This is a genomic window from Campylobacter showae (assembly GCF_963515975.1).
GTDB lineage: Bacteria > Campylobacterota > Campylobacteria > Campylobacterales > Campylobacteraceae > Campylobacter_A > Campylobacter_A showae_F.
Genome location: NZ_CAUPZM010000022.1, coordinates 1 through 15,944, shown reverse-complemented (window position 1 = coordinate 15,944; position 15,944 = coordinate 1). Strand labels below are relative to the sequence as shown.

At 49.3% G+C, this 15,944-nt stretch carries 17 protein-coding genes; 12 read left to right on the top strand and 5 right to left on the bottom strand.

The annotated features are described in order from the left end of the window. Positions 1-202: 202 nt before the first annotated feature. On the top strand, positions 203-2,800 hold the full coding sequence (locus RWM02_RS08250; protein ID WP_314071119.1) for a DNA polymerase III subunit gamma/tau: 2,598 nt from the start codon (positions 203-205) through the stop codon (positions 2,798-2,800). Positions 2,801-2,829: 29 nt separating this feature from the next. Here the strand turns inward: RWM02_RS08250 and RWM02_RS08245 are convergent, their stop codons facing one another. The 3 genes from RWM02_RS08245 to rho form a co-directional block, all read right to left on the bottom strand. Continuing rightward, the gene (locus RWM02_RS08245; protein ID WP_314071065.1) at positions 2,830-2,961 is read right to left on the bottom strand and encodes a hypothetical protein; all 132 of its coding nucleotides are present in this window, start codon (positions 2,959-2,961) and stop codon (positions 2,830-2,832) included. 204 nt (positions 2,962-3,165) lie between these two features. Next, a complete protein-coding gene (locus tag RWM02_RS08240) occupies positions 3,166-3,402 on the bottom strand; it encodes a hypothetical protein (protein WP_314071062.1) in 237 nt (78 codons plus the stop codon). A gap of 154 nt (positions 3,403-3,556) precedes the next feature. After that, complete coding sequence (gene rho, locus RWM02_RS08235; RefSeq protein WP_002951472.1) at positions 3,557-4,903, bottom strand: transcription termination factor Rho; 1,347 nt, start codon at positions 4,901-4,903, stop codon at positions 3,557-3,559. Positions 4,904-5,045: 142 nt separating this feature from the next. Here rho and RWM02_RS08230 point away from each other — a divergent pair, with 142 nt between their 5' ends. From RWM02_RS08230 to RWM02_RS08200, 7 genes are all read left to right on the top strand, one after another. Further along, entirely contained in the window at positions 5,046-6,155 is a 1,110-nt protein-coding gene (locus RWM02_RS08230) for a cation diffusion facilitator family transporter (protein WP_314071060.1), read from the top strand. 58 nt (positions 6,156-6,213) lie between these two features. Continuing rightward, positions 6,214-6,699, top strand: coding sequence for an Lcl C-terminal domain-containing protein (locus RWM02_RS08225; protein WP_314071057.1), 486 nt, complete (start codon positions 6,214-6,216; stop codon positions 6,697-6,699). Positions 6,700-6,730: 31 nt separating this feature from the next. After that, positions 6,731-7,174, top strand: coding sequence for an Lcl C-terminal domain-containing protein (locus tag RWM02_RS08220; RefSeq protein ID WP_314071055.1), 444 nt, complete (start codon positions 6,731-6,733; stop codon positions 7,172-7,174). Positions 7,175-7,419: 245 nt separating this feature from the next. After that, positions 7,420-9,822, top strand: a complete 2,403-nt coding sequence (locus tag RWM02_RS08215; RefSeq protein ID WP_314071052.1) for a heavy metal translocating P-type ATPase — start codon at positions 7,420-7,422, stop codon at positions 9,820-9,822. Next, complete coding sequence (ccoS, locus tag RWM02_RS08210; RefSeq protein ID WP_314071049.1) at positions 9,819-10,031, top strand: cbb3-type cytochrome oxidase assembly protein CcoS; 213 nt, start codon at positions 9,819-9,821, stop codon at positions 10,029-10,031. Before RWM02_RS08215 ends, ccoS begins: the two co-directional genes overlap by 4 nt. Positions 10,032-10,046: 15 nt before the next feature. Beyond that, positions 10,047-10,187, top strand: a complete 141-nt coding sequence (locus RWM02_RS08205) for a hypothetical protein (RefSeq protein WP_314071047.1) — start codon at positions 10,047-10,049, stop codon at positions 10,185-10,187. 456 nt (positions 10,188-10,643) lie between these two features. Further along, entirely contained in the window at positions 10,644-11,192 is a 549-nt protein-coding gene (locus RWM02_RS08200; protein WP_314071045.1) for an NAD(P)H-dependent oxidoreductase, read from the top strand. Between the two features lie 221 nt (positions 11,193-11,413). On the opposite strand, the gene RWM02_RS08195 is transcribed toward RWM02_RS08200, so the two are convergent. Next, a complete protein-coding gene (locus RWM02_RS08195) occupies positions 11,414-11,716 on the bottom strand; it encodes a c-type cytochrome (RefSeq protein ID WP_314071042.1) in 303 nt (100 codons plus the stop codon). Between the two features lie 141 nt (positions 11,717-11,857). After that, positions 11,858-12,163, bottom strand: coding sequence for a c-type cytochrome (locus tag RWM02_RS08190; RefSeq protein ID WP_122861939.1), 306 nt, complete (start codon positions 12,161-12,163; stop codon positions 11,858-11,860). Between the two features lie 142 nt (positions 12,164-12,305). Between RWM02_RS08190 and gmhB the strand changes: the two genes are divergently transcribed. Genes gmhB through gmhA form a run of 4 tightly spaced genes read left to right on the top strand, consistent with a single transcriptional unit; the run spans position 12,306 to position 15,765 of the window. After that, complete coding sequence (gene gmhB / locus RWM02_RS08185; protein WP_314071037.1) at positions 12,306-12,830, top strand: D-glycero-beta-D-manno-heptose 1,7-bisphosphate 7-phosphatase; 525 nt, start codon at positions 12,306-12,308, stop codon at positions 12,828-12,830. Beyond that, positions 12,827-13,813 carry an ADP-glyceromanno-heptose 6-epimerase gene (rfaD, locus tag RWM02_RS08180; RefSeq protein ID WP_314071034.1) on the top strand — a complete coding sequence of 329 codons (987 nt, stop codon included), beginning with the start codon at positions 12,827-12,829 and terminating at the stop codon, positions 13,811-13,813. Before gmhB ends, rfaD begins: the two co-directional genes overlap by 4 nt. Next, the gene (rfaE1, locus tag RWM02_RS08175; RefSeq protein ID WP_314071032.1) at positions 13,806-15,209 is read left to right on the top strand and encodes a D-glycero-beta-D-manno-heptose-7-phosphate kinase; all 1,404 of its coding nucleotides are present in this window, start codon (positions 13,806-13,808) and stop codon (positions 15,207-15,209) included. The genes rfaD and rfaE1 overlap by 8 nt, the downstream gene beginning before the upstream one ends. Continuing rightward, entirely contained in the window at positions 15,199-15,765 is a 567-nt protein-coding gene (gmhA, locus tag RWM02_RS08170) for a D-sedoheptulose 7-phosphate isomerase (protein WP_314071029.1), read from the top strand. The genes rfaE1 and gmhA overlap by 11 nt, the downstream gene beginning before the upstream one ends. Positions 15,766-15,944 lie beyond the last annotated feature (179 nt).

The window sequence follows — 15,944 nt, the reverse complement described above, 5'->3', positions numbered from 1 at the left end:
ATTTGCCTCAGTTTTGTAGGAGCCTAGTAGCACTATGCGTCAAATTTGCCCGCCATGTACTTGCATACGACAAATTCGCGCTTGCAGGCAAATTTCCTCGCCGAAATTTATCTCGCCTCGCGACGCGCCGAGCCGTAATATATTAAATTTTTATCCAAAAAAAAGTAGAATATCACATCTTAAATTTAAGGAAAAATCCGTGTTGCAAGCATTAGCGCTTAGATATAGACCGCGAAATTTTAGCGAGCTCGTAGGCCAGGAGGCCGTCAGCACCAGCCTCACGCACGCTCTGGACGAGAGCCGCCTCACCCACGCCTACCTTTTTTCGGGACTTCGCGGCAGCGGCAAAACCTCGAGCGCGAGGATATTTTCAAAGGCGCTGGTTTGCGATCACGGTCCGACTAGCCGGCCCTGCGAGCAGTGCGCCAACTGTATCGCCGCAAACGAAGGCCGCCACATCGATATCATCGAGATGGACGCAGCCAGCCACCGCGGCATCGACGATATAAAGGGGCTCATTGAGCAGACCAAGTACGCTCCGGCGATCGCGCGCTTTAAGATTTTTATCATCGACGAGGTGCATATGCTCTCCACGCCCGCGTTTAACGCGCTGCTAAAGACGCTCGAAGAGCCGCCGCCCTACGTCAAATTTATCCTGGCTACGACCGATCCGCTCAAGCTCCCGGCTACGGTGCTATCGCGCACGCAGCATTTTAGATTTCGTCAGATCTCGCGCCCGGACGTCGTCGCGCATCTTGATTTTATCCTAAACCGCGAAAACGTCCCGCACGAAAAAGAGGCCCTCGAGATCCTCGCTCGTAGCGGCGCGGGCTCGCTGCGTGACACTCTCACGTTGCTAGATCAGGCCATCATCTACGCCAAGGGCGAGCTCACGCAAAGCGCCGTCGCGCAGATGCTTGGACTACTTGATCCGCAGCGCATAGAGGAGATCTTGGCGCTCGTTATGAGCGGCGACAAATCGGCCGTAAGCGCGGCGGTAGCGCAGCTGGAGAGCTATGACGCCGAGATGGTGATAGATGAGATAACGGCAAATCTCAAGGCGAATTTTCTCGCGCAAAGCCCGAAATACTCGCTGCTTTTATACGAGAGATTTTTTAGGATCCTCTCGCAGGCGCGCTCGATGCTAAGCGTCAGCAGTGACGGCGGATTTGTGCTTGGAGTGATGCTTTTTATGATGATCGAGGCGATAAATCTAAAATCGATCGACGAGATGATAGCTGTGGACGCGAGGGAAAAATTTGCGGATTCGCAAGCTCGCTCGGCTGATTTTGGCGCTTCCCGTGCGGCGTCAAATTTTGCTAGCGGTCGAGGCGACGCGGCTAAATTTAAGGCTTCTACCCAGACGGGTCAAATTTCAGCCTCTACGGGCGGGTCAAATTTGACGGGAGCAAACGCGGCTAAACTCGCTTCGCAAAACGGCGCGGCTTTGGATCAAAATTTGGGCGCGAAGACACTGGTCGGCTCGGCAAATTTGAGCGCTCAGACTCCTCAAGAGCTAGGCGGCCAAACCGGTGCCGCGAAAACTCCAAGCCCGGCCTACGAAGCGTTTTTAGCCAAAATTTACGACCGCAGCTTTGATCTTGGCGAGTGCTTTAAAAACTGCATCGAGTTTTTGGACTTTTCGGGCGGCTGCATGAGTCTGGCCTCGAGTGCGGCCGGCGACGATCAGAGGCGGCTTCGCGAGAGCTCGAAGGTGATTTTGCAGATTTTGCGCAGTCTTTTCGGCGAGAGCGCAAAGATAAAGATAACTCCCAAGCAAAACTTCGAAATAGAGGACGCGTCGGAAAATTTGACGGCGAAAAGCGCGGCAAATTTGGACGATGAGCGCGGCGGCGCGGGCAAATTTGAGGGCAACGAAACTGCGCCAAACCCTGAGAGTGCCAAATTTGACTCGGACGACGCGCAAGAAAATTTCAGCCAAAACGCCCAAGCGCAAGAGCCCTCAAATTTGACCGGAAATTTGTTTTCAGACGGTAGCGAGGATAGTGTAGTTACGTCCTCGGAGCAAAATTTAGACGCCAAATTTGAAAGCGGCGAGCAGGGCGAGCAAACGCAAAATTTGACGCAGCAAACGCAAACGGATGTAAATGACGCGTCTCCGAGCACGCAAGCTAATAGCGACTCGTTGCGCGACGAAACCGCGTCCTTAAATTTAAACGAAAACGCGGCAAATTTGACACAAAACTCGCAAATGCAGGCAGGTTTAAATCAACCGACCGAGCCTAAATTTGCGCCTGATTTTGAGAGTATGCGCGACGACACGCACGATTTTCACGAGGCATATTCGCTAAAATTTAAGACCGATGACGGCGCTCTAGCGGGAGCGGATCTGGCGTTTTTAGATGATGAGCTAAGACGACTAGAGAGTCAAAATGCCGCGAAAACGGAGCAAATACCAAGCAGCGCCGCTAAATTTAACCAAAACTATGCGCCGCAAACGGCAAGCTTTGGCGAGTCGCCGTTTGATCCTGATGATGTGAGCGAGATGTTTAGCGAGGCGGCCGAGTATGACGATGGCCTTTTTGAGCAAGACGCAAGTGAGTCTACAAGCGCCGACGCAAGGCAAAATTTGGATACGTCAAATTTAAGCGGCGATGAGTTTCAAAGCGAAGCGAATTTTGACGACTCGTCCTCAAGCGGGGTAAATTTGAACGCTCAAAATCCTACGTCAAATTTGGCCGCAAAAACTCAAACCGACCCAAAAGCCGCAAAAAATCAAGCGGTTTTAAAAGAAGCCAAACGACTGTTTGGCGAGCCGAGTTTGGAGAATTTAAATTAAAGAAAGAGCCTGAAATAGGCTCTTTAAAATTAAAATTTGTAAGTGTAACCTAGATAGAAACCGGTGTTTGTTTCTTTGGTATTGTAGCTATAAAATGTTTTGTCGGCTTTGAAGCCCAGCTCGATCGCGTTATTTGCGTCAAGGGAATATTCGCCGCCCAATCTGCCCCCTAAAACCCAGCCGCTTGCGCTACCGCTGTCGGAATATGCATCGTTGGCTATTAGTTTACTTTTTAGTTTTGAGTAGCCTGCGTAGCCGCCTAGGACTAACTTAAAGTCTTGCGCGACGGTGGGCGTATAGTCGGTGCCGATTAAAAATTTATGCGTATTCCATTTGAAAGAAAACGAACCGTCTGCGTCCTCTCCTTATTTTTTCACCTTAAAATCGTATATGTACGTTCCGTAAATTCTAAATACGTTAAAATCGTAGCCGCCTTTTATTCCCAGACCGAATTGTGCTTTTTTTAAAGGATCGCTATCTTGAGATTTTGTTTTAGAACCAAAGGAGTAATCCCCCTCTAAGCCCAAAAACACGCCTTCTGCCATAACTAAAGCAGAGCCAATGCTAATCCATAGGGCAATCTTGGAAACAAAATATTTCATCCGTGTCCTTTTAATATAAAATAAAGGCGTATTATAAAATTAAATACATTAAACAACGTTGAGCGGCTTTAGCTGAGCGGATTGTGTAGATAAAATAAGATCTGAGATTAAATTTAAAAGAGTATATAAAAAATAAGTCGGTTTTTTAGACCGACTATTCGTTTAGTATCGAAAGTAGCTCTTTGTTGTCTTTGGTTTTTAGCATCTTGGCGTATAAAAACTTAAGCGCTTCTACGTCGTCCATCGTCGCGATCGCCGAGCGGATAGCCCAGATCTTTTGCAGTTCGTCCGGTTTTTGTAGTAGCTCCTCTTTTCTGGTGCCCGATTTTAGTACGTTGATGGCCGGGTAAATTCGGCGATCGGAGATGTTGCGATCTAGCACGATTTCGCTATTGCCCGTACCTTTAAATTCCTCGAAAATAACCTCGTCCATACGCGAGCCCGTGTCGATGAGCGCGGTAGCGATGATGGTGAGACTGCCGCCGTGTTCGATGTTTCGCGCCGCGCCGAAAAAGCGCTTCGGTTTATGCAGGGCGTTTGCATCCACGCCGCCCGTTAGCACTTTGCCGCTTGGCGGAGTTACGGTGTTATACGCGCGCGCTAGGCGGGTGATGCTATCAAGCAGGATGATGACGTCCTTGCCCATTTCTACGAGGCGTTTTGCCTTTTCGATGACGAGTTCGGCGACGCGTACGTGGTTCATCGCAGGCAGGTCAAAGGTCGAGCTAAATACCTCGCCCTTTACGCAGCGCTGCATGTCGGTGACCTCCTCGGGACGCTCGTCCACGAGCAGCACCATGAGATGCGACTCGGGGTGGTTGCGCGCGATGCCGTGGGCTAGCTCTTTCATGAGCTCGGTTTTACCGCTTCTTGGAGGGGCGACGATGAGGCCGCGCTGACCCTTGCCAAGAGGGGTAAAGAGATCGAGCACGCGGCCCGTTAGTTTCATCGGATCATACTCGAGGCGAAGTTTTTCCGTCGGGAAAAGCGGAGTTAGGTTGTCAAATAGCGGGCGCTCCTTAGCCTCGATTAGCGGCATATAGTTTAGCGCTTCGATTTTTAGCAGAGCGTAGTACTTTTCCTGATCTTTGGGTTCGCGTACTTGACCCGTCACGATGTCGCCCACGCGCAGGGCAAATTTGCGAATTTGAGAGTTTGAGACGTAGGCGTCGTTTGAGCTGTCGCTGAGGTTTGCGTCTACCGAGCGCAAAAAGCCGTAGCCCTCGCTCGTGATCTCTAAAATACCCGTGAAAAGTATAAATCCGCCCTGTTTTGTTTGGGTTTTTAGGATCTCAAATATCAAATCTTGTCTGCGAAATTCGCGCGGATTCTCGACGCCTACGCTGTTTGCGATAGCGATGAGCTCCTCTAGGCTAAGAGTTCTTAGCTCTTCGATTTTGTGTCCGTCTACGGGGATGTGAGTGCGCGAGTTTTGGTGTTTTTTCGTGGTTTTTTGACTTTCCTGCGCCGAATTTGCAGGCTGCGTCGCGTTATTTTCCATTGTGTCCTCTTTAAAATTACGGAATAATTTTGTAGATAAATTTAAGTTTCAAAAGAAGTTTTTGAAAGTTGCATTTTATAAAATTTTGGCTTTGATGTCAAGAAGTGATATAATCTCGCCAAAAATGAAAAGGAATCTCAAAATGATGGATTTTAAAGACGGCAAGCGCGAAAAAACGATCATAAAAACCGCGCTTATCGGCATAGTTACGAATTTTTTCTTAGCTGGAGCGAAAATTTTTATCGCTATGGTCTCAAACTCGGTCGCACTGATATCGGACGCCGTAAATAACCTTAGCGATGCAGGCTCAAGCATCATCACGATATTTGGCTCAAAGCTAGCTAGCAAGATGCCCGATGAAGACCACCCCTATGGCTACGGCAGGACCGAGTATATCGGCGGTCTTATAGTCTCGGTCATTGTGCTGATGCTGGGATTTCAGTTTCTAAAAACTTCGGTCGAAAATATTTTTGCGCCTGAGCCTACTAGTTTTACGATGCCGTTTTTGGCGTTTTTATTCTGCGCGATATTCGTCAAATTTGCGCTCGGATTTTACTACAAAAAGATCGGCAAACAGACCAAATCTATCTCGCTTAGAGCCGTAGGGCAGGAGGCTTTGGGCGATGCGATTATATCTTGCGTGATCCTTGCTTCCGCCGCGCTATCGTACTTCGCAGACGTCCAGATAGACGGCTACGCGGGTGCTTTGGCATCGCTTTTTATTATCGTAAACGGCGTGCTTTTGATAAAAGAAACCTTCGATAAAATCATCGGTCAGCGCGTGGAAAAGGAGATCAGCGACGAAATTTACGCCGCCGTAAATCGCTGCGAGATCGTGCGCGGCGCATACGACCTGATACTTCACAACTACGGCGCGCAGCGATACGTAGGCTCTGTAAACGTCGAGATAGACGAGCATTTGCCTCTTAGCGAAGTTTCGCAGAGGTTAAACGAGCTTCAGATCGAGATTTATAAAATTTACAGGATTTATCTGGTTTTCGGCGTTTATAGCGTAAATTTGGGACAGGAGCAGAGTCGCGCCTGCGTGGCGAGTTTACTCTCGCGCTTTAGCAGTGTGCGCGGATTTCACGCGTTTTTTATAGATACTAAGAAAAAGAGCGTGAGGTTTGACGTGGTGGTTGATTTTGCTGAGAAAAACCTAAGCCGTCTGCGCGCCGAGATAGAGCGCGAGATCTCGCTAAGCTTTCCCGGGTATAAAATTTTCATCGTGATAGATAGGGAGTTTGCGTGAAAATATTTATTTCCGTGGTATAATTTTATTGTTTAATAAATATTTCAAAGGAGGATATGTGAGAAAAATAATAGCCGCTTCGCTGGTGTGCCTGCTGTGTTCTAGCGCAGCGTTTGGGGCGGACGCGCCGGGTTTTACGGCGGGTTTTAGCAGGGACGACGCCAAAAACGTCGTCACGGATAGCGTCTATAAACTTATGTGGCAAGATGGCGAGGAGATATTTAAAGGCGATTATGACGAGGCGGTAAAATACTGCGAAAATTTAAGCTTTGCAGGGTTTAGTGACTGGAGACTGCCAACAATAAATGAGCTAATAAGTATTACAGATAAAAATAAATTTAGTCCCGCAATAAATAAAGCCTTTAAGCATATTATGTATAAAAAAGTGACACAAAGTAGTATCAATTACGATAAATATTGGAGTTTGGCCAAATTAGTAAATGGTTCGTCTTTGGTGTGGACCGTAGGTTTTAGGAGCGGTTTTGTTTATCTTCAGACACCGTCTGATAGTTTATTTATACGATGTGTTAGAAGATATAATTGATTTTAAAATTTTGTAAATAAAAAGGAAAAGCATGAAAAGATATATAACTTTATTTTTAGTGTTTTGCGGATTGCTTAGTGCCGATATTTTAACTCCTACCTGCTACCGAGATAATGATAAAAATGTAGTAATATGTAGTGACAAAAAGCTGGGTAAACTAGTTTGGCAAGATGAGGCTCAAACTTTTACAGGAACATTAGAGCAAGCTATAGAATACTGTAAGCTTGTAAATCTTGCAGGGCACAAAGACTGGAGATTGCCTACTGTATATGAGTTGACGGCTATTGCAGATAAAAGTAAATTTAACCCAGCCATAAATTATTCTTTTGATTACGTATTAGACTCTGGCTACTGGACCTTAACAAAAAGTGCTAGTGATCCATCTAAAGTTTGGGTTGTATATTTTATGGGCGGTCTTGACGGTTTGAGCTTTGTTTCTGATATTAATTCTGTGCGGTGCGTGAGAAACGATTGATTTGGCGGGTTATGCATCTTAAATTTGTTTTTTATAGTTAAAATTCGAGGCTAAAATTTGCAAGCATTAAAAATTCTCTCGTAAATTTGCCGGTGTTTTCAAGATGCGGGTTTTGGCTAAATCTGTCAAATTTGCCCTCAAATTCGCGCGCAAGCTAAATCCGCGCCAAAGCTTGCAAAATCAAGCGAGGCTTTAGAAATTTTACGTATAATCTAAAATCTTAAAACGAAAGAAAAAAGTAACCGATGGGCAAATTTAAGTGCGCGCATTGCAGGGGCGAATTTGAGCGTGAGGCGCTGATAGAGCGCGGCGGGGAGCTCTTTTGCTGCGAGGGGTGCGCGGGAGTTTACGAGATACTTAACGCAAGCGGGCTTAATGAGTTTTACGAAAGGCTCGGCAAAACTACGCTAAATCCCGCCCGAGGCGCGAAAAATGCGGCGCAAAAGTCGCAGGAAGACCTCGCGGCTATTTATCAAAACTACGTCAAAAACGAGAATGGGTTTAACAAAATCTCGCTCATCATAGAGGGCATCCACTGCTCGGCTTGCGTCTGGCTAAACGAGAAGGTTTTATTTGCGCAGAAGGGAATTTTAGAGGTAAATATAAACTCGGTTAACAATAAAGCCCTCATCGTCTGGGACGAAAACGAGGTAAATTTGGCCCAAATTTTCGCTCTCATCCGCTCTATCGGCTACGAGCCCTACCCATACGACGCGCAGGCTCAGGAGCACAGACTTGCGGGGCAGAGGCGCGAATTTTACGCGCGGCTGCTTGTGGGGATATTTTGCACGATGAACATCATGTGGCTGGCCGTCGCGCAGTACGGCGGCTACTTCACGGGCATGCGCGCCGATGTGCGCTCTATTATAAATTTCGCCGAATTTATCCTTGCTACGCCGGTGATTTTTTACACGGGAAGCGGTTTTTTTAGGGGTGCTTGGGCGGCGCTAAAAAACAAAACGCAAAACATGGATAGCCTCATCGTAACGGGTACGCTCGCGGCTTATATTTTCTCGATATACGCCATGTTTTCTAGGCGCGGCGAGGTGTATTTCGACTCGGTTGCGATGATAATCACTTTCGTATTTATCGGCAAATATCTGGAAATCTTGAGCAAGAAAAAGGCCGCCGACACGCTTGATAATCTAAACTCGCTAAATTTAAACTCCGTTAGCGTCAAAAACGGCGACGAAATAACCCTAAAAAGCGCGCAGGAGGTGCGTGCGGGCGAACTCGTGATCGTGAGAGTCGGCGAGCGCGTGCTACTTGACGGCGTCGCCATCAGCGGCGCGGCGAGCTTTGATCTCTCGAGCCTTAGCGGCGAGAGCGCGCCTGCGTATCTGAGCGCAAAAGAAGGCGAAAACGAGATAAAAAGCGGCTCCGTGTGCGTGGACGGCACGCTAGTTTATGAGGTCGGCGCCGTCTTTAGCGAGTCGGTGCTAGCGCAAATTATAAATTTACTAGAAACCGCCGCAGCCAAAAAGCCTAAAATCCAAGCGCTCGCAGACGCCATCGCGGCGAGGTTTTCGGCCGCTATCACGGCTCTAGCTCTAGCGACGTTTGCGTTTTGGTTCTGGCGCACCGGCGAACTCTCCGCCGCTCTCATCGTCGCGATCTCGGTCGTGGTGATCTCGTGCCCCTGCGCGCTGGGGCTTGCTACGCCCGTTAGCACGCTCGTTGCGCTTGGGGCGGGCTTTAGGCGCGGGATACTTTTTAAAGAAGCGCGCATCATCGAAAGCCTGGCAAAGTGCGATACGGCCGTTTTTGACAAGACCGGCACGCTCACGTCGGGGCGGCTTAAAGTGAGTAAATTTACGCGCGTGGGCAAATTTGACGCAAGCGCGCTTTTTTCGCTGGTTAGCGGCTCGGATCATCTCGTTAGCCGCGCCGTTGGCGAGTATCTGCGTGCAAATTTTAGGGATTTAAAACTTTTAGAGTTAAGCGGCTTTGAAAACATCGCGGCTCGCGGAGTAAGGGCTAAATTTGGCGGTATAAATTTAGCAGGCGGGAGCGAAAAATTTATGCGCGAGCTGGGGCTTTATGACGGCGGAGCGGTGTGCGGGACTTGCTATTTTTTCGCCGCGGACGGGGAGATCGTGGCGGTATTTGAGCTAGAGGAGAGCCTAAAAGAGGGCGCTAAAGAGTGCGTGGACGCGCTAAAAAACGCGGGCATGCGCGTGGCGATGCTAACGGGCGATAACGAATACGCCGCAAAGCGCGTGGCGGAAGTGCTTGGCATCGAGGTAACGGTCGCAAACGCTCTGCCCACGGACAAGGCCGCCTACGTGGAGCAGCTGTCGCAGCGAGGGCGAAACGTGCTGATGATAGGCGACGGGATCAACGATGCCGCCGCGCTCGCGCTATCAAGCGTGGCCGTGTGTATGGGTAGCGGAGCGGCCGTGAGTATCGCAAAAAGCGACGTCGTACTGATGAGAGATGACCCCGCCTCGCTCGCGGCTGCGGTAGCGCTCGCGCGCAAAACCTACCGCATCGTGCGGCAAAATTTGGCCTTTTCGCTCGTTTATAACGCCGTGACGATACCGCTGGCGATGGCCGGCTACGTAGCGCCCGCAGTGGCTGCGCTATCGATGTCGCTAAGCTCGATCGCGGTCGTGCTAAACGCGATGAGGGCTAGGAGCGAGCGATGAGCGGGGCGGTCGTGGCGATGATGATCGGCGTCTCGACGCTGCTTGGCGCATGCGGGCTGGCGGCGCTGCTGTGGGGGCTTAAAACCAGACAGTTTGATGACGAGCGAAAGTTTTTGGACGGGACGAAATTTGACGACGAAGACGCGCTAAACGATGCTTATGAGCTGGAGCTGCGCCGTAAAGAAAAGGGCTACAGGCCGCCGGAGTGAGGCGAATTTACCCACTTGTTTGGTCTGTCTTTGCCGCTAAAATTCGGCGAACTTTCGGTCGTAAAATTTAGCGTCAAATTCGGCTTTGAGCGGCGGTATGATTTTGCAGAATTTGACGACGAGTGTTTGGAGTCGAATTTGGACTATAAATTTTAATTCATTGCGGTTAAATTCGTCGTTAAATTTCGACTAATTACGGCGTAATGACGGACAAAAATTGAGCGTGAGATTTTGGCGTCTTGCACGGCAAATTTGCCGTGCAAAATAGCAAAAGCGCGCAAGCGTAATCTGGCAGATTAAAAATCGGTTGCCCTTTGTTAGCAAGCGGGTCGCCAGTAAATTTAGCCTCTTGTCGGCCAAATTTACTCAGTCTAGCGATGCCCCGCAATCACATCAAGATCGCCGCTTGACGCACCCGCCAGGTAGCCGCCTGCTTGGAGTTTAGGCGGCCCGGAGCCGTTTAAATTTAATCGCAGCAATCACCGAGCGGGCGTGTTTTAATCCTGTAAATTTTGCTTTCTTACTTGCAAAAGCCTTGCTCTGGCAAGCATTTTTAATCTACTTTTAGCTTTTTAGCGATATGATTCCGCAAATTTAAACAAAGGAAACAATATGAAAACGCTAGTTATATTATCGCACCCAAATCTCGCCGCATCGCGCGTAAACAAAGCCTTGTCACAGGTAGCAAAGGCTGCTGCGGACGTCGAAGTGCGCCATTTGGAGGGGCTTTACGGCTTAGATATCGCACGCATAGACGCCAGCTCAGAGCAAGACGCGTTAGCGGCTGCCGAGCGCATCGTATTTTTGTACCCGATGTACTGGCTAAACGTGCCGCCTATGCTAAAAGCCTATATCGATATCGTTTTTTCGCACGAGCTGGTGGGTTCCGGCGCGCTTAAGGGCAAGGTCTTGCAACTTGCGCTAAGCGTCAGTACGCCGCTTAGCGAATATTCTAAACAGGGCGCGATCGGCTTTAGCCTGGATGAAATTTTAACGCCGCTTAAGATTGCGGCAAACTACTGCGAGATGGACTTTGCCGTACCGTTTATCAGCAGCGGATTTGAGCCCGGCGAGTTTGGCGACGATGCCGTAGATGCCGTAGCCGCGCGCTTTGGCAAGCTTTTACGAGGAGAGCTAAGTCCTAACGAGTATCAAATTTAGTTTTGCCGTCCGTAGTTACAAGCTCGTGATTTTAAGTGAAGCCGCCGGCCCGGTTTTTAGCGAGTCGGCGCTGGCGTATATAATAATTTTGCTCGAAATCGCCGCGCTCAAAGTATGATTTAAGCATTGCGAACGAGTAAAGTCTATGTGCGAGATTGACGCGGTCGCTTCGTAGTTCATCTCGTCGACCGCCGATATTTTTTATGTTAAAATCGCAGGTATTATTTCAAGCTATCGATATACTCGCTAACCGCCGCCATATCCTCGTCGCTTAGGTTTTTAGCGTGTAGATGCATGACTTTGCCCATGCCGAAGTTATTGTTTGAGCCGTCTTTGTAGCTTTGTAGCGCTTTTATGCGGTCTTCTTTGCTGATGCTAGTTAGCGCAGGCACTTTGTTTGCGTATTTTACGTCCGCTTTTTCGCCGTGACAGGCTGCGCATTTTTTGTAAATAGCTGCGCCGTCGGCCGCAAGTAGAGATAAATTTAGCGCCAAAACAGCGGTAGCGATGTGATAGATTTTCATTTTTTGTCCTTTTTGATAGAAATTTAGACGAGATTATAGCCCTAAAAACTTAAAATAAAAGAAATTTTATAAAAAAGTTACTAAAATGAAGCGCGAAATAAAAAGCAGAGAAAAATCGGCGGAAAACTCCGCCGAAAAGGGTTATTTTAGAGTAGGGATGTACTCTGATAGAGCTGCGATGTCGTCGTCGCTAAGAGGTTTTGCGATAGGTTTCATCATAGCTGCGCTTTTAAATTTATCTAGAGTGCCTGCTTTATAGCCTTTTAGGCTCTCAGCGATCTCTTCTTTTGAAAGCGTGTTAAGCGCAGGAACTTTATTTAGATACACTTTTTCCGCTTTCGGTCCATGACAGGCTGCGCATTTTTTGTAAAGAGTCGCGCCGTCAGCGGCAAATAGGCTACCCGCTAGCAATGCGGCTGCACCTGAAACAACGATTAGTTTTTTCATTTTATATCCTTTTGTGGGAGTTGTTGCGGGCAAATTATAGTACAAAAAGCTAAATTTTACATTAGTTTTTAGCATTAGTTTCTAGCGCGGCGCGGGCGGCGATTTTCGGTTAAATTTAGATTTTTTTTGTATAATTTTCGCCATGGATAAAACAGTGTTTAAAGCGGTGCCAAAAAAGGCGCTATTTCTTGATCGCGACGGCGTGATAAACGAGGATGCGGGCTATGTTTATAGGCGCGAGGATTTCGTTTTTAAAGAGGGCATTTTTGCTGCTTTGAGAGAATTTGCGCAGGCAGGCTACGCGCTAGTCGTAGTGACGAATCAATCAGGCATCGGACGAGGCTACTACACGCTGGAGCAGTTTGACGAGCTTTGCGGGTTTATGCTGGGCGAGTTTGAAAAAGAGGGCGTGAAGATAGAGAAAATTTACTTTTGTCCGCACGCGCCGGAGGCTCTTTGCGGTTGCCGTAAACCGGAGCCAGGCATGCTGATAAAGGCCGCAAACGAGCTAAACATCGACCTTGCGCGCTCAATCATGATAGGCGACAAGGATAGCGACGTGCAGGCGGGGCAAAGCGCTGGCGTCGGGGTAAATTTAAAGCTCGGCGACCGGCTAAAAAGCGTGGCTGAGGCGCTAGAGTTTTTAAAAAAAGAAGGAAAAATATGAAAGATATAAAAAGAGTCGCAATCACGGGCGCGGCGGGCTTCATCGGCTCAAATTTGGCGCATTATTTCGATGAAAATTTAAAAGACGTAGAAGTGCTCGCCGTGGATAAATTTAGAAGCGACGAGAAATTTAGCAACGGCAATCTCAAAAGCTTCGGGCATTTTAAAAATTTGCTCGGCTTTTCGGGCGAAATTTACGAGGGCGACATAAACTGCGCAAAGACGCTAGCCATGATCGAGAAATTTGCTCCCGACGCGATATTTCACGAGGCGGCGATCTCGGATACCACGGTAACCGAGCAAAGCGAGCTAATGAGGACAAATCTAAATAGCTTTAAAGATCTGCTGGATATCTGCGAAAAAACGGGCGCGCGCATGATATACGCAAGCTCGGGCGCCACCTACGGCAACGCAAAAAGCCCGCAAAGAGTCGGCGAATGCGAAGCGCCGAATAACGTTTACGGCTTTTCAAAGCTAAAAATGGACGATCTGGGTCGAAAATACGCCAAAAAGGGCGTAGCGGTCGTGGGGCTGAGATACTTTAACGTTTACGGCGCGAGAGAGTTTTATAAAAACAAAACCGCTTCGATGGTGCTGCAGTTTGGTCTGCAAATTTTAAGCGGTAAAAATCCGCGCCTCTTTGAGGGTAGCGACAAAATCAAGCGCGACTTCGTCTATATAAAAGACATCGTGCAGGCAAATTTGCTAGCCCTAAATGCGCCAAGCGGCGTGTATAACGCGGCGACGGGCACGGCAAGAAGCTTTCAAGAGATCGTAGATATCTTGCAGCGCGAGCTGGGATCGAATTTGCCTTGCGAATACATCCCAAACCCTTATGCGCGCTCGTATCAGTTTCACACGCAAGCAGACATTGAGCCGACCAAAAAGGCGCTAGGATACGAGCCTAAATTTAGCCTGGAAGAGGGCATAAAAGACTACGCGGACGAGATAAAAAGGATATACGAGGAAGAGATAAATGCGTGAAGTACGTGCTTTAGTTGCGGGCGATCTGATGCTAGATCACTACATCTGGGGTAGCTGCGAGCGTATCTCGCCTGAAGCTCCCGTGCAGGTGGTAAAAATAAAAAACGAAACCAAACGCCTAGGCGGAGCGGGCAACGTGGTGCTAAATTTGCTCTCATTGGGTGCGAAAGTGGGCGTCATGAGCGTGCTAGGCGACGACGAGACGGGCGACGAGATAGAGCGTATATTGCGGGAGCAGGGCGCTAGGCCCGAGTTTATCAAGCGCGAGATCGGACGCACGAGCTCGATAAAAAGCCGCGTGATGGCGACGCATCAGCAAGTAGTGCGCATAGATAAAGAAAGCGTCGAGGCCGTAACGTGCGAGGACGAGCTGGCGGCAAATTTCGCCCGCGCACTAGAGAGCTACGACGTCGCGCTGCTATCAGACTACGGCAAGGGCGTGCTGACGCCGTCGCTGTGCCAAAAGCTGATAAAAGCATGCGCGGATGCGGGTAAGCCCGTGCTAATCGATCCAAAAGGCGCGGACTACTCGAAGTACAAGGGTGCTACGCTACTAACGCCAAATAAAAAAGAAGCAGGCGAGGCCGTGGGTTTTAAAATAGAAAACGACGAGCAGCTTTTTGCGGCGCTAAATTTACTAAAAAACGAGCTAAATTTGACCCATTCGCTGATTACGATTTCAGAGGAGGGCATAGCGCTTCTAGAGGACGGACGGGCGGTTAAATTTCCTGCTCTGGCAAAAGAGGTCTTTGACGTCACGGGCGCTGGAGATACGGTGCTAGCGACGCTGGGCGTGATGCTGGGCGCCGGCGAAGGCATCAAAAAGGCGATCGAGACGGCAAATTTAGCCGCCGCGGTCGTCGTGGCCAAAGTCGGCTCGGCAACGGCTAGCTTTGAGGAGATAAACGAACTCGTGCGCCGTAAAAACGCGGCAGGCTTCGAGGAGAAAATCAAAAACGCGGACGAGCTAGCCGCGACGCTGGCAAACCGCGGCGAAAAGCGGCTCGTTTTTACAAACGGCTGCTTTGATATCCTTCATGCGGGACACGTGAGCTATCTAGCGAAGGCGCGGGAATTTGGCGATATACTAGTCGTCGGGCTAAACTCGGACGCCTCGGTGCGCGCGCTAAAAGGCGACGCTCGCCCCGTAAACGCGCAGGCTGATCGCGCTACCGTGCTAGCGGCGCTTGGGGCGGTTGATTACGTTACGATATTTGACGAGCTCACGCCTCTAAATTTGATCGAAAAACTGCGCCCCGACGTGCTCGTCAAGGGTGCGGACTACGAAGGTAAAGAAGTCGTCGGCAGCAGCGTCGTAAAAGACGTGCGGCTAGTGGATTTTGTAGCTGGCAAAAGCACGAGCGCGACGATAAAAAGGATAAAAAATGAAGACTGAAGATATGATAAAAAGCGAGCTAGAGGGACATCTAGCCACGATAAAAGCGACATTTGCGCTGGAAGCTGACATCAAAAAAGCCTGCGAAACGGCGGTAGAGACGCTAAAGGCGGGCGGTAAAATTTTGCTTTGCGGAAACGGCGGAAGCGCTGCAGACGCGCAGCATATCGCAGCCGAGCTAACGGGTCGCTATAAAACCGAGCGCGGCGCGCTAGCGGGCATCGCGCTAACGACCGATACCTCCGCACTCACGGCGATCGGCAACGACTACGGATATGAGTTTGTTTTCTCGCGTCAGCTAGAGGCTCTGGGCCGCGAGGGCGATCTACTCATCGCGATCTCTACTAGCGGAAACAGCGGCAACGTGATAAAAGCGCTCGAGCTAGCGCGAAAAATCGGTATCAAAACGATCGGGCTAAGCGGCCGCACGGGGGGCGCCATGAACGAGCTTTGCGAGCTAAATTTGGTCGTGCCGTCAAACGACACGCCGCGCATCCAAGAGATGCACATAATGATAGGGCATATCATCTGCCAAGCTATCGACGATGCGTTTTAGGCTAAATTTAAAAGCATTTGCGGCGGCTGAGTCAAATTTAACCCGCCTTGCCGCTTTTTAACGCCGCTTGGCGCGCTAGCAAATTTAACTATCCATGAAAACCCAAACTCCCGCCTACGCCGTTATCGATCTAAAATCCTTCTACGCCTCGGTCGAGTGCGTGGAGCGAGGGCTTGATC

Coding starts and splice junctions, on each gene's coding strand:
- RWM02_RS08230 (WP_314071060.1), top strand. CDS start 5,046: ATGATGGATTTTAAAGACGGCAAGCGCGAAAAAACGATCATAAAAACC.
- RWM02_RS08200 (WP_314071045.1), top strand. CDS start 10,644: ATGAAAACGCTAGTTATATTATCGCACCCAAATCTCGCCGCATCGCGC.
- rho (WP_002951472.1), bottom strand. CDS start 4,903: ATGGAAAATAACGCGACGCAGCCTGCAAATTCGGCGCAGGAAAGTCAA.
- rfaD (WP_314071034.1), top strand. CDS start 12,827: ATGAAAGATATAAAAAGAGTCGCAATCACGGGCGCGGCGGGCTTCATC.
- gmhB (WP_314071037.1), top strand. CDS start 12,306: ATGGATAAAACAGTGTTTAAAGCGGTGCCAAAAAAGGCGCTATTTCTT.
- RWM02_RS08215 (WP_314071052.1), top strand. CDS start 7,420: ATGGGCAAATTTAAGTGCGCGCATTGCAGGGGCGAATTTGAGCGTGAG.
- RWM02_RS08220 (WP_314071055.1), top strand. CDS start 6,731: ATGAAAAGATATATAACTTTATTTTTAGTGTTTTGCGGATTGCTTAGT.
- rfaE1 (WP_314071032.1), top strand. CDS start 13,806: ATGCGTGAAGTACGTGCTTTAGTTGCGGGCGATCTGATGCTAGATCAC.
- RWM02_RS08240 (WP_314071062.1), bottom strand. CDS start 3,402: ATGAAATATTTTGTTTCCAAGATTGCCCTATGGATTAGCATTGGCTCT.
- gmhA (WP_314071029.1), top strand. CDS start 15,199: ATGAAGACTGAAGATATGATAAAAAGCGAGCTAGAGGGACATCTAGCC.
- ccoS (WP_314071049.1), top strand. CDS start 9,819: ATGAGCGGGGCGGTCGTGGCGATGATGATCGGCGTCTCGACGCTGCTT.
- RWM02_RS08190 (WP_122861939.1), bottom strand. CDS start 12,163: ATGAAAAAACTAATCGTTGTTTCAGGTGCAGCCGCATTGCTAGCGGGT.
- RWM02_RS08195 (WP_314071042.1), bottom strand. CDS start 11,716: ATGAAAATCTATCACATCGCTACCGCTGTTTTGGCGCTAAATTTATCT.